At 73.8% G+C, this 12,623-nt stretch carries 12 protein-coding genes; 8 read left to right on the plus strand and 4 right to left on the minus strand.

The window, feature by feature from the left end; all coding sequences use genetic code 11:
• Nucleotides 1–173: 173 nt before the first annotated feature.
• Nucleotides 174–740 (minus strand): PH domain-containing protein, encoded by a 567-nt coding sequence (locus QC385_RS33950; RefSeq protein WP_279545197.1) that lies wholly within the window; start codon nt 738–740, stop codon nt 174–176.
• Nucleotides 741–771: 31 nt separating this feature from the next.
• Here QC385_RS33950 and QC385_RS33955 point away from each other — a divergent pair, with 31 nt between their 5' ends.
• On the plus strand, nt 772–1,923 hold the full coding sequence (locus QC385_RS33955; protein WP_150482297.1) for an NADH-quinone oxidoreductase subunit D: 1,152 nt from the start codon (nt 772–774) through the stop codon (nt 1,921–1,923).
• 14 nt (nt 1,924–1,937) lie between these two features.
• On the opposite strand, the gene QC385_RS33960 is transcribed toward QC385_RS33955, so the two are convergent.
• Nucleotides 1,938–2,942 carry an SAM-dependent methyltransferase gene (locus tag QC385_RS33960; RefSeq protein WP_279545198.1) on the minus strand — a complete coding sequence of 335 codons (1,005 nt, stop codon included), beginning with the start codon at nt 2,940–2,942 and terminating at the stop codon, nt 1,938–1,940.
• Between the two features lie 118 nt (nt 2,943–3,060).
• On the opposite strand from QC385_RS33960, the gene QC385_RS33965 reads away from it, so the two are divergent.
• Nucleotides 3,061–4,251 carry a sensor histidine kinase gene (locus tag QC385_RS33965; protein ID WP_279545199.1) on the plus strand — a complete coding sequence of 397 codons (1,191 nt, stop codon included), beginning with the start codon at nt 3,061–3,063 and terminating at the stop codon, nt 4,249–4,251.
• Between the two features lie 54 nt (nt 4,252–4,305).
• Nucleotides 4,306–4,974 (plus strand): response regulator transcription factor, encoded by a 669-nt coding sequence (locus QC385_RS33970; protein ID WP_279545200.1) that lies wholly within the window; start codon nt 4,306–4,308, stop codon nt 4,972–4,974.
• 19 nt (nt 4,975–4,993) lie between these two features.
• Here the strand turns inward: QC385_RS33970 and QC385_RS33975 are convergent, their stop codons facing one another.
• The gene (locus QC385_RS33975) at nt 4,994–6,100 is read right to left on the minus strand and encodes a DUF5937 family protein (protein WP_279545201.1); all 1,107 of its coding nucleotides are present in this window, start codon (nt 6,098–6,100) and stop codon (nt 4,994–4,996) included.
• A gap of 341 nt (nt 6,101–6,441) precedes the next feature.
• On the opposite strand from QC385_RS33975, the gene QC385_RS33980 reads away from it, so the two are divergent.
• Nucleotides 6,442–6,645, plus strand: coding sequence for a hypothetical protein (locus tag QC385_RS33980; RefSeq protein WP_279545202.1), 204 nt, complete (start codon nt 6,442–6,444; stop codon nt 6,643–6,645).
• Here QC385_RS33980 and QC385_RS33985 read toward each other — a convergent pair.
• Nucleotides 6,638–7,849, minus strand: coding sequence for a threonine aldolase family protein (locus QC385_RS33985; RefSeq protein WP_279545203.1), 1,212 nt, complete (start codon nt 7,847–7,849; stop codon nt 6,638–6,640). The two genes, QC385_RS33980 and QC385_RS33985, sit on opposite strands and share 8 nt — an antisense overlap.
• Before the next feature lie 161 nt (nt 7,850–8,010).
• Here QC385_RS33985 and QC385_RS33990 point away from each other — a divergent pair, with 161 nt between their 5' ends.
• The 4 genes from QC385_RS33990 to nadC are packed head-to-tail and all read left to right on the plus strand — an operon-like array spanning nt 8,011 to nt 12,615.
• Nucleotides 8,011–8,937, plus strand: coding sequence for a Rossmann-like and DUF2520 domain-containing protein (locus QC385_RS33990; protein ID WP_279545204.1), 927 nt, complete (start codon nt 8,011–8,013; stop codon nt 8,935–8,937).
• Nucleotides 8,937–9,929 (plus strand): pantoate--beta-alanine ligase, encoded by a 993-nt coding sequence (gene panC, locus QC385_RS33995; protein ID WP_279545205.1) that lies wholly within the window; start codon nt 8,937–8,939, stop codon nt 9,927–9,929. Before QC385_RS33990 ends, panC begins: the two co-directional genes overlap by 1 nt.
• The gene (locus QC385_RS34000) at nt 9,926–11,635 is read left to right on the plus strand and encodes an L-aspartate oxidase (protein ID WP_279545206.1); all 1,710 of its coding nucleotides are present in this window, start codon (nt 9,926–9,928) and stop codon (nt 11,633–11,635) included. Before panC ends, QC385_RS34000 begins: the two co-directional genes overlap by 4 nt.
• A gap of 5 nt (nt 11,636–11,640) precedes the next feature.
• A complete protein-coding gene (gene nadC, locus QC385_RS34005; RefSeq protein WP_279545207.1) occupies nt 11,641–12,615 on the plus strand; it encodes a carboxylating nicotinate-nucleotide diphosphorylase in 975 nt (324 codons plus the stop codon).
• Nucleotides 12,616–12,623: the final 8 nt, after the last annotated feature.

The following is a 12,623-nucleotide window of genomic DNA, read 5'->3' on the forward strand; positions in this document are numbered from 1 at the left end:
TCCGGGTTCCGCGGTGGTCCGGGCGGCCTCGGGGGTCTCCGCCGCTCCGGCATCCCCCGTGGTCCGGGCGGCCACGGGGGTCTCCGCCGCTCCGGCATCCCCCGTGGTCCGGGCGGCCACGGGGGCCTCCGCAGCCCCCGCATCCCCGGCATCCCCGGCGGCCTCGGGCGCCGTCACAGCCCCGCCGATCGGGCCTCGCCCAGCTCGGTGAGCCGGTCGCGCAGCCGTTCCGCCTCGGCCGGGTCCAGGCCGGGGATGGTCGCGTCGGTCCAGGCGGCGGCCGTGTGCAACTGCACGCTGGCCAGCCCGAAGTGCCGCTCGACGGGCCCGGAGGTGACCTCCACCAGCTGCATCCGCCCGTACGGCACGACCGTCTCCTCCCGCCACAGCACACCGCGGCTGATCAGCAGGTCGTCGGCGCGCTCGGCGTACCGCCAGGAGCGCCAGTTGCGCTCCAGCATCACCCACCCCCAGACCATCAGCGCCAGCGGCGGCAGCGCGAAGGCGGCCCAGGCGGGACCGACCAGCAGCCCCGGCACCAGCCCGGCGGCCAGGCTGATCAGCCCCAGCCACACCACCAGCAGCAACCGCCGCATCTTCAGCAGCCCGGGCGGCAGCGCGATCCACACCGGCCCGTCCTCGACCGCCCCCGCGGCGCCCCGCGTCCCTGCGGCGTCCCGCGTCTTCGCCGCGCCCTGTGTCCCCGCCGGCCCCGTGTCCTGCGGACTCCCCGTCTCCATGAGGCCAGCGTACGTAGGAGAGACTGTGTCCATGACTCCTACGACGGAGACCATGGTCGGAATCGGCGGCGCCGCGGAGAGCACCGACATGGTGCTCAACATCGGGCCGCAGCACCCGTCCACGCACGGCGTGCTGCGGCTGAAGCTCGTGCTGGACGGCGAGCGCATCACGCACGCGGAGCCCGTGATCGGCTATATGCACCGCGGCGCGGAGAAGCTGTTCGAGGCGCGCGACTACCGCCAGATCATCATGCTCGCCAACCGCCACGACTGGCTGTCGGCCTTCTCCAACGAGCTGGGCGTGGTCCTCGCCGTGGAGCGGATGCTCGGCATGGAGGTCCCCGAGCGGGCGGTGTGGCTGCGCACGCTGCTCGCCGAGCTGAACCGGGTGCTCAACCACCTGATGTTCCTCGGCTCGTACCCGCTGGAGCTCGGCGGGATCACGCCGATCTTCTACGCCTTCCGGGAGCGTGAGGAGCTCCAGCACGTCATGGAGGAGGTCTCCGGCGGGCGCATGCACTACATGTTCAACCGCGTGGGCGGCCTCAAGGAGGACCTGCCGGCCGGGTGGACCACGCGCGCGCGTGCCGCCGTCGCCGACGTGCGTTCCCGGATGGACCGCTTCGACGACCTGGTGCTCGGCAACGAGATCTTCCGGGGCCGCACCCGGGGCGTCGGCACGCTCGCCCCGGAGGCGGTGCACGCCTACGGCGTCAGCGGGCCGATCGGACGTGCCTCGGGCGTCGACTTCGACCTGCGCCGGGACGAGCCGTACCTGGCCTACGGGGAGCTGGGCGACGTCCTGAAGGTGGTGACCCGGCAGGAGGGCGACTGCCTCGCCCGCTTCGAGTGCCTCCTGGAGCAGACGCACAACGCGCTGGACCTGGCCGACGCCTGCCTCGACCGGCTCGCCGAGCTGCCGCCCGGGCCGGTCAACCAGCGGCTCCCGAAGGTCCTGAAGGCACCCGAGGGCCACACCTACGCCTGGACCGAGAACCCGCTCGGCATCAACGGCTACTACCTGGTCAGCAAGGGCGAGAAGACGCCGTACCGGCTGAAGTTGCGCTCGGCCTCGTACAACAACATCCAGGTGCTGACGGAGCTGCTGCCGGGGACGCTGGTCGCGGACATGGTGGCGATCCTGGGGTCGATGTTCTTCGTCGTGGGCGACATCGACAAGTGATCGACAAATAAGTCCTAGAACGGATCCCCGATCCCGACCGGCTGCACCAGCCACCCGAAGTCGCCCAGCCCGCCCGCCGCGGTGAGTTCGGCGGCCTCTCCGGCGTTCGCGAGGGCGCGTACGTAGGCGGCGGGGTCGGTGGAGGCCAGCGTGAGCGGGGGGCGTGCGCCGGTCACGCCCAGGGCGCGCAGCGCCTCGCGCTGCGGGAGCAGGCGCCCGCCGGGCAGCGCGCAGGCGTCGAGCGCGACATGCGCCGTGATGTCGCAGGAGCCGTCCGGAACGGCCGGCGTCTCCCGGCCCTCCCGGAAGCCGGTCAGCGTCCCGAACGGCGGCCGGGTGTCCGCCGTGTGCCCGTAGTCCACGGCGACGGCGAGCCCCCGGTCGAGCGTCGCGACCGCCGAGGCCCAGGCCTCGTCCCGGGGCAGGCCGATCTCGGCCCGCAGCCCCTCCTCGCCGGGCAGCGGCCACCACCGCGCCAGCCACCGCGCCCGCTCCCCGTCGACCGGCTCCCCGAGCCGCTCGGTCCCGTCCTCCCGGACCAGCACCCGCCGCGCCACGCCCGCGGCGTCCACCTCCGCGACCTCCACCGGCACGTTGTCCAGCCACTCGTTGGCGAACAGCAGCCCGGTGACGCCCTGCGGAGGCTCGGCCAGCCACTCGATCCGGTGATCGAGCCCCTCGGGCCGCCCGGCGACTTCGACGGCGTACGCGCGCGTGCGGGCCGCCACGTCGGCCGGGAGCGCGGCGAGCACCCCGCCGGCCAGCTCGCCCCGCCCGGCTGCCATGTCGACGAAGTCCAGCGCAGCGGGCCGCCCCAGTGCCTCGTCGACCCGGCACAGCAGCCCCGCCACGGCCCCGGCGAACAGCGGCGACGCGTGCACGGACGTGCGGAAATGCCCGGCCGGCCCCTCGGCCCGGCGATAGAAGCCGCCCGGCCCGTACAGGGCCTCCCGAGCCGCCGCACGCCACCCCCGCCACTGCTGTCCCTGGTGTCCCTCGCCCCTCGTCACTGCTGTCACGGGGCCAGGCTAAGCGGACACAACGAACGCAACTCCACCTTGCGGAGTACACGCGCCCGGTGCGGATCGGTCCTCCGGTTGACCCCTGCACCTATCCCGCTTCCCTACGCTGGGTTACGTGCAGCGCCTCTATGACTTCCTCCGCAGGCACCCGATGTGGGTCGACGGCTCCTGGGCCGTGGTCCTCCTCGGGATTTCCGTGGTCGGCGGAGCGTCGGGCGGGTTCGGCCCCCCGGCCGTCGCCGTTCCGCTCGCGCTGCTGCTGTGCCTGGTGGTCGCGCTGCGCCGCCGCATGCCGGAGAAGATGCTGCTGCTCGCGACCGCGGTCGGTGTGGCCCAGCTGATCACCGACGTCGAGATGGGCCCCCACGACTTCGCCATGCTGGTGATCGTCTACACGGTCGCCGCGGAGGGCGCGCGATGGGCCTCCCGCTTCGCCCTGGCCGCAGGCCTGTGCGCGGCCCCCGTGGCCCACCTGCGCTGGCCGAGCGACCAGATGAGCGTCGGGGGCAGCATCGCCGCGACGGTGTTCATGACCGTGCCCTTCGCCCTCGCCTGGGTGCTCGGCGACTCCATCCGCACCCGCCGCGCCTACTTCGCGCAGCTGGAGGAGCGGGCCGCCCGCCTGGAGCGGGAGCGCGAGGCACAGTCCAAGGTCGCCGTCGCCGCCGAACGCGCCCGGATCGCCCGCGAGCTGCACGACGTCGTCGCGCACAACGTCTCGGTGATGGTGGTGCAGGCCGACGGCGCCGCCTACGTCCTCGACGCCGCGCCCGACCAGGCGAAGAAGGCCCTGGAGACCATCTCCTCCACCGGCCGCCAGGCCCTCGCCGAGATGCGGCGCCTGCTCGGCGTGCTGCGCACCGGGGAGCACGAGGAGGCCGGCGAGTACGTGCCGCAGCCCGACGTCGAGCAGATCGAGGACCTCGTCGAGCAGTGCCGCGGGCACGGACTGCCCGTCGACTTCAAGGTGGAGGGCACCCCCCGCCCGCTGCCCAGCGGCGTCGAGCTCACCGCCTACCGCATCGTGCAGGAGGCGCTCACCAACACCCGCAAGCACGGCGGGCCCAACGTGGGCGCGAGCGTGCGCCTGGTGTACTTCGACGACGGCCTCGGCCTGCTCGTCGAGGACGACGGCAAGGGCGCCCCGCACGAGCTGTACGAGGAGGGCGGGTTCGACGGCCAGGGCCACGGCCTGATCGGCATGCGGGAACGGGTCGGCATGGTCGGCGGCACCCTGGACGCCGGCCCGCGCCCGGGCGGAGGATTCCGCATCAGTGCCCTGCTGCCGCTCAAACCCGCCAACTGACCTCGGCGCACGTCCCTCGCTGACACCTGCAAAAGAGACATGGAAGAGGCCCCGATGACGATCCGCGTGATGCTCGTCGACGACCAGGTGCTGCTGCGCACCGGTTTCCGGATGGTGCTGGCCGCCCAGCCGGACATGGAGGTCGTGGCGGAGGCGGGCGACGGGGTCGAGGCCCTCCAGGAGCTGCGCTCGACCGAGGTCGACGTGGTGCTGATGGACGTCCGCATGCCCAAGCTCGACGGCGTGGAGGCGACCCGCCGGATCTGCGCGGACACCGACCCGCCGAAGGTGCTCATCCTGACCACCTTCGACCTCGACGAGTACGCCTTCTCCGGGCTGAAGGCGGGCGCCTCAGGCTTCATGCTCAAGGACGTGCCGCCCGGGGAGCTCCTCGCCGCGATCCGCGCCGTGCACAGCGGCGACGCGGTCGTCGCGCCCTCCACCACCCGGCGGCTCCTGGACCGCTTCGCACCCATGCTGCCGGGCACCAAGCAGCCCCAGTACAAGGAGCTGGAGCGGCTCACCGAGCGGGAGCGGGAGGTCATGGTGCTGGTCGCGCAGGGCCTGTCCAACGGCGAGATCGCGGCCCGGCTGGTGCTGTCCGAGGCGACCGTGAAGACGCACGTGGGCCGCATCCTGACCAAGCTGGGGCTCAGGGACCGGGTGCAGGTGGTGGTGCTGGCCTACGAGACGGGACTGGTGCGGGCAGGCGGGCACGGCTGAGCCGTCCGCCGGGGGGCTGCTATCTGAGGATCCCCTCCAGGAACTCGCTGCCGAGCCGGGCCACCGCCGTCACGTCCAGCTGGTGCAGGACGTAGCGCCCGCGGCGCCGGGTGGTGACCAGCCCCGCCTTCTTCAGCACGGCCATATGGCGGGATATCTCCGGGGCCGTCATGCCGTGCACCTGCGCCAGTTCACCGGTGGTGTACGCGCTGCGGGCCAGATAGCGGCACATGCGCATGCGCACCGGGTGGGCCAGCGCGGTCATGCGCAGGGCCAGCTGCTCCAGCGTGGGCGGGGCGGCGAGCTCCGGGGAGCCGACCGGGTAGTGCAGCACCGGCTGCCAGCCGTACCGGTACAGGACCATCAGGTGCGGCCAGCCCAGGCTCGTCGGGACGAGCAGCAGGCCGTTGTCGCCCGTGGCCGTGCGGCCGTCGCCCAGCTTGTCGACCTTGATGTCGGCGGCGGCCTCGTCGAGTGTCACCGCGGGGGACACCGCGGCGAGCGCCTCGGCCAGGCCCCGGTGTCTGAGGAGGTCCGTCTTGTGGCGGGCGTCCGCCGCGAGCTGGTGACGCAGCCGGGACCAGGCCTCCGCGAAGAACGCCTCGTCGCAGTCCTGGAGGAACTGCCGCAGCCAGGCCCGGATCCTGGGCGGGTCGGCCAGCAGCCGCTCGCCGAACCGCAGTTGCTGCGGCCCGCGCGCGGCGGCCAGGTCCAGCGACCGGCGGCGCACCTCGGGGTCGGACAGAGCGGTGGGCCCGCACGAGCCGTACCCGACGGCACAGGTGAACTCCAGTGCCGCGTCCACGAACTGTTCGTCCGTCAGCTTGTCCAGCAGGTCCAGTTCCTCGGCGAGGGTGGCGCACGGCAGTGTGCCCCGGCCCGGGAGGCCGGCGTACGGCAGGAACAGGTCCGAGAACGTCGTCCGCCACAGGAAGTCGGCCTCGCACATCCGGTCGGCCAGATGCGGATCGAGCCGGGCGGTCACGCCCGTCACCCAGCCCTGGAGGCCCGGGTGGTGTCCCGGCTCGGACAGCGCGTGCAGAGCCATGCCCAGCTCGGCCAGGGGCGAGGGCACGACGGCGACCTGCTCCGGCCGCAGCCCCGTGATGTCGATGTGCACGCTCATGCCCTCATGGTGCACCCCGCCACCGACAACGCCCCGCCGATTGACGGGCCTCGTCAATCGACGCGACGCCGCGTCCGGAGCGGGCGCACTGTGGGACCACCGGGGCAGCCGCGGAGCCCTGGGGGGTGTCCGCAAAGTCCCGCACAACCCCCATGGCGCCCGGCACGCGCCCTCGCCGCACCGGCCAAAGGCCGAAGTAGCTCCGCTACGAGGGCCTTCGTCCGGCACGCCGAGGCCACGCTCCGGACACCGCGGGCACCGCGGGCACCGCGGGCACCGCACGGGAATTTGCGGACACCCCCTAGGACCTCCATCACCCCGTCCCGCAGAGGCGATCCACCATGAGCATCACGCAGCAGCACCTCCTCGACACCTACCGCGCCCGCCGGCTCGGCGAGCCCGCCCCGCCCGCACCCGGCGCGCACGACTGGCAGGTCGTACGGGAATGGCGCGACGAACGGCAGTTCCGGGCGGTCCTGACGGGCCACCCGGTCCGCCATCGGTTCCGGGACGCCCTGAACCGGTGGCGGCGGCGCTCTACCTGACCTCCTCCGGCAGCCGGTCCACGAACTCCGCCACCGCGCTCTTGACGTCCTCGGCGGTCCACTCCAGCCCGGCCGACCGCACATGCACCTCCGTGACCGCCAGACCCGGGCCGCCCCGGTCCCAGCCGGAGCCGAACAGGACGGCGCCGGTCTCCTCGGCCGTCCGCACCGCCGCCTCCGCGAGGACACCGGCGTCGTACGGCAGCCACACCTGGAAGTCGTGGGTGTGCGGCACCTCCGGGTGCACGCGCACCCACGGCACCCCGGCCGCCGCGAAGCCCTCGCGCAGGCCGGCGGCCACCACGCGCGCGTGGGCGACGTACTCCGGCAGCCGGGGCAGCTCCCGCTCCAGTCCGGCCAGCGCCGACAGGACCGTCGGGAACTGCTGGAAGACCTCGCCGCCGTACCGGTGCCGCCAGGCCTTCGCCTCCTCCACCAGCTCCCTGGGCCCGGCCAGCGCCGCGCCGCCGAAAGCCTCCAGGGCCTTGTAGAACGACACGTAGACGCTGTCGGCCAGGCCCGCGATCTCCTCCAGGGACCGGCCGAAGTGGACCGTGCATTCCCACAGGCGCGCCCCGTCGAAGTGCACCACCGCGTCCCGCTCCCGCGCGGCCGCCACCACCTCGGTGAGCTCCTCCCATGAGGGCAGCACGAAACCGGCGTCCCTCAGGGGCAGTTCCAGCATCAGCGCCCCGAAGGGCTCCTCGAAGTCGCGTACCTCGGCGGCGGTGGGCAACCGCGGCTCGCTCGTCACGCGCACCGTGCGCAGGCGTCCGACCTCGCTGAACGCGTTCCGCTCGTGCACCTCGGGATGGCTGAGCGCGTGCAGGGCGACGGTCGGGTCGCCCGTGCGGCCCGCCCAGCAACGCAGCGCCACCTGCTGGGCCATCGTCCCCGTCGGGAAGAACGCGGCGGCCTCGGTGCCGAGCAGTCCGGCGACCTTCGCCTCCAGCGCCTCGACGACGCCGTCGCCGTAGAGGTCGGACAGCTCGTCCAGGTCGTACAGGCCCTCCGCGCCGTCCAGCTCCGCCAGCCGCTCCCGGAGCGTCTTGTGGAAGCCGAAGCGCGCGAACACCCGTCGTGCGCCCCGGTGGGCGGCCAGCCGCCGCTCCCGGAGCCGTGACCTCCGGTCCTCGTCCGGGAGTTGCCCGGTCGCCTGCTCGTCCTGTTCTGCCCGTCCTGCCTGTTCCGCCGTGTCACTCATGGCCCGGATCATCCCGCGCGCGGGTGCGGGCGGACATCCGGTTTTTCCCTGCCTGAACGCACAGCCTGTGGACAACCGAACGCCCCTCGAACCGATCGCGTTAACATGACGAGAAATCGTCCGGTACCCGGAGCGGACTGGAACGGGAAGGCCGCCGTCGAGTGAACACAACCCCACAGCCAGACCCCAAGGACCGCCCCGCGCGGCTCACCGTCGGCGTCGTAGGCGCCGGTCGCGTGGGACCGGCACTGGCCGCGTCCCTCCAGCTCGCCGGGCACCGCCCGGTCGCCGTCTCCGCGGTCTCCGACGTCTCCCGGCGCCGCGCAGCGCAGCTGCTGCCCGACGTGCCGGTGATGCCGCCCGCCGAGGTCCTCCAGCGGTCCGAGCTGGTCCTGCTGACCGTTCCGGACGACGCCCTGCCCGAGCTGGTCGCGGGCCTCGCCGACACCGGCTCCGTGCGGCCGGGACAGCTTCTCGTGCACACCTCCGGGCGGTACGGCGCGCGGGTGCTCGACCCCGCCCTGCGCGCGGGCGCCCTGCCGCTCGCCCTGCACCCCGCGATGACCTTCACCGGCACGCCCGTGGACGTCCAGCGGCTGGCCGGCTGCTCCTTCGGCGTCACCGCGCCCGAGGAACTGCGGATGGCCGCCGAAGCCCTGGTCATCGAGATGGGCGGCGAGCCGGAGTGGATCGCCGAGGAGAACCGGCCGCTCTACCACGCGGCCCTCGCGCTCGGCGCCAACCACCTGGTCACCCTGGTCGCCCAGTCCCTGGAGCTGCTGCGCACGGCCGGTGTCGCGGCCCCCGACCGGATGCTCGGCCCGCTGCTCGGCGCGGCCCTGGACAACGCCCTGCGCTCCGGCGACGCGGCCCTCACCGGCCCGGTCGCGCGCGGCGACGCGGGCACGGTCGCCGCGCACGTCGCCGAGCTGCGCCGGCACGCCCCGCAGGCCGTCGCCGGCTACCTGGCGATGGCCCGCGCGACCGCCGACCGGGCCCTGGCCCACGGCCTGCTCAAGCCGGAGCTCGCCACGGACCTCCTCGGGGTACTCGCAAACGGGACCGACGGCACCGAAGGGGACGCCTGATGACCACCACCCTGCTCAGCACCGCCGGTGAACTGCACGCACGCGCGCGTACGGGCCGTCGCGCCGTGGTGATGACCATGGGCGCGCTGCACGAGGGCCACGCCACGCTGATCCGCACCGCGCGCGCCATCGCCGGGCCGGACGGCGAGGTCGTCGTCACCGTCTTCGTCAATCCGCTCCAGTTCGGCGCGGGCGAGGACCTCGACCGCTACCCGCGCACCCTGGACGCCGACGTGAAGCTGGCCGGGGAGTCGGGCGCGGACGTCGTGTTCGCCCCGGCCGTCGACGAGGTCTACCCCGGCGGCGAGCCCCAGGTCCGCATCACCGCGGGCCCCATGGGTGAGCGGCTGGAGGGCGCCTCCCGCCCGGGCCACTTCGACGGCATGCTCACGGTCGTCGCCAAGCTGCTCCACCTCACCCGCCCCGACGTCGCCCTGTACGGCCAGAAGGACGCCCAGCAGCTCGCCCTGATCCGCCGCATGGTGCGGGACCTGAACTTCGGCGTGGAGATCGTCGGCGTGCCCACCGTCCGCGAGGAGGACGGCCTGGCCCTGTCCAGCCGCAACCGTTACCTCTCGTCCGCCGAGCGGCGCACCGCCCTCGCGCTGTCCGGTGCCCTGTTCGCGGGCCAGGACCGGCACGCCGCACAGGAGGCGCTGCGCGCCCGGGCCCGCGAAGTGCCCGCCACACGCGCGCGTGCCGAGGCTCTCAGCGCCATAGGGGAGTCCCGCGCGGCGGCGGACGCGCACGCCGTCGCGACGGCCGTCCCGGGCAGCCCGGCCGCCGTCCGCGCGGCCGCCCGCCAGGTCCTCGACGAGGCCGCCCGCCTCGACCCGCCGCTCGTGCTGGACTATCTCGCCCTGGTCGACCCGTCCGACTTCACCGAGATCGGGGACGACTTCACCGGCGAGGCGGTCCTCGCCGTCGCCGCCCGGGTCGGGGCGACCCGGCTGATCGACAACGTTCCCCTCACCTTCGGAGCCGCCTCGTGACCAGCACAGGCATACGACTGCACGCGCCCGCCCCCGGGTGGTCCCTCTCCGCGGACGTGGTCGTCGTCGGCTCCGGCGTCGCCGGCCTCACCGCGGCCCTGCGCTGCGAGGCGGCCGGCCTCACCACCGTCGTCGTCACCAAGGCCCGCCTGGACGACGGCTCCACCCGCTGGGCCCAGGGCGGCATCGCCGCGGCCCTCGGCGAGGGCGACACCCCCGAACAGCACCTGGACGACACCCTGGTGGCGGGCGCGGGCCTGTGCGACGAGGCGGCGGTCCGCCTCCTCGTCACCGAGGGCCCCGACGCCGTGCGCCGCCTCATCGAGACCGGCGCCCAGTTCGACGAGTCCTCCGAGGGCGGCCTGGAGCTCACCCGCGAGGGCGGCCACCACCGCCGCCGCATCGCCCACGCCGGCGGCGACGCCACCGGTGCCGAGATCTCCAGGGCCCTGGTCGAGGCGGTACGCGCGCGTGGCGTGCGCACGGTCGAGAACGCGCTCGTCCTGGACCTCCTCACGGACGCCGAGGGCCGCACGGCAGGCGTCACCCTGCACGTCATGGGAGAGGGCCAGCACGACGGCGTGGGCGCGGTCCACGCCCCCGCGGTGGTCCTGGCGACCGGCGGCATGGGCCAGGTCTTCTCGGCGACGACCAACCCCTCCGTCTCCACGGGCGACGGCGTGGCCCTGGCGCTGCGCGCGGGCGCCGAGGTGAGCGACCTGGAGTTCGTCCAGTTCCACCCGACGGTCCTCTTCCTGGGCTCCGACGCGGAGGGCCAGCAGCCCCTGGTCTCCGAGGCGGTCCGCGGCGAGGGCGCCCACCTGGTCGACGCCGACGGCGTGCGCTTCATGCAGGGGCAGCACGAACTGGCCGAACTCGCCCCCCGGGACATCGTCGCCAAGGGCATCACGCGCCGCATGCAGGAGCAGGACGCCGAGCACATGTTCCTCGACGCCCGGCACTTCGGCGCCGACATGTGGGAACACCGCTTCCCGACGATCCTCGCCGCCTGCCGCGCCCACGGCATCGACCCGGTCACCGAGCCCATTCCCGTCGCCCCGGCCGCCCACTACGCCTCCGGCGGCGTCCGCACCGACTCCCGGGGCCGTACGACCGTCCCCGGCCTGTACGCGTGCGGCGAGGTCGCCTGCACCGGCGTGCACGGCGCCAACCGCCTGGCCTCCAACTCCCTCCTCGAAGGCCTCGTCTACGCCGAGCGCATCGCGGCCGACATCGCGTCGAACGGCATCGAGGCCCGCGTGCCGCAACCGCTGCCGCACCCGGAGACCCCCGAGCACCCCCTGCTCACCCCGGAGGCCCGCTTCACGATCCAGCGGATCATGACCAACGGGGCCGGCGTCCTGCGCTCGGCGGAGTCCCTCACCAAGGCCGCCGACCAGCTCCAGCAACTGCACACCGACGCCCGCGACGCCCTCGCCGAGAACGGCAAGACCGCCGAGGCGGGCGTCGACACCTGGGAGGCCACCAACCTGCTGTGCGTGGCCCGCGTGCTGGTCACAGCGGCCCGGCTGCGTGAGGAGACCCGGGGCTGCCACTGGCGCGAGGACCGCCCCGAGCGCGACGACACCACCTGGCGGCGCCACATCGTCGTACGCCTGAACCCCGACCGCACGCTGGCCGTGCACACCACCGACACCACACACTTCCCTTCGACCCTTCCTCCCCAGGCCCCCCAGGAGCTGTGACCGACGTGAGCACCCCCGACCTTCCCCTCGCCTCGTCCGGAGGCTGCGGCGACGGCTGCGCCTGCGGCGCGGACGGCGAGGCGTACCTCGAGTGCGGTCTGGACCCCGCACTCGCCCAGCTCCTGGCCGACGCCGGCCTCGACCCCATCGAGGTCGAGGACATCGCCAACGTGGCCCTCCAGGAGGACCTGGCCCACGGCGTGGACGTGACGACCATGGCGACGATCCCCGAGGACGCGGTGTCCACCGCAGACTTCACGGCCCGCGAGGCGGGCGTCGTGGCGGGCCTGCGGATCGCCGAAGCGGTGATCTCCGTCGTCTGCGAGGAGGAACTGGAGATCGAGCGCCACGCCGAAGACGGCGACCGCGTCGAGGCGGGCCAGAAGCTCCTCTCGGTCACCACCCGCACCCGCGACCTCCTCACGGCCGAGCGCAGCGCCCTGAACATCCTGTGCCGCCTGTCGGGCATCGCGACGGCCACGCGCGCGTGGGCGGACGTCCTGGACGGCACGAAGGCCAAGGTCCGCGACACCCGCAAGACGACGCCCGGCCTGCGCTCCCTCGAGAAGTACGCGGTCCGCTGCGGCGGCGGCGTCAACCACCGCATGTCCCTCTCGGACGCGGCCCTCGTCAAGGACAACCACGTGGTCGCCGCGGGCGGCGTCGCCCAGGCCTTCACGGCGGTACGCGAACGCTTCCCCGACGTCCCCATCGAGGTCGAGGTCGACACCCTGACCCAGCTCCGCGAGGTCCTGGACGCCGGTGCCGAGCTGATCCTCCTGGACAACTTCACGCCGGGCGAGTGCGCGGAGGCGGTGGCCGTCGTCCAGGACCGCGCCGCCCTGGAGGCCTCGGGCCGCCTGACCCTCGACAACGCCAAGGCGTACGCGGACACCGGCGTCGACTACCTGGCCGTCGGAGCCCTCACCCACTCCTCGCCGATCCTGGACATCGGCCTGGACCTGCGGCCGGCGGAGTAGGGGAGCGG

Source organism: Streptomyces sp. DH10 (assembly GCF_029813805.1).
GTDB classification, from domain to species: Bacteria; Actinomycetota; Actinomycetes; order Streptomycetales; family Streptomycetaceae; genus Streptomyces; species Streptomyces coeruleofuscus.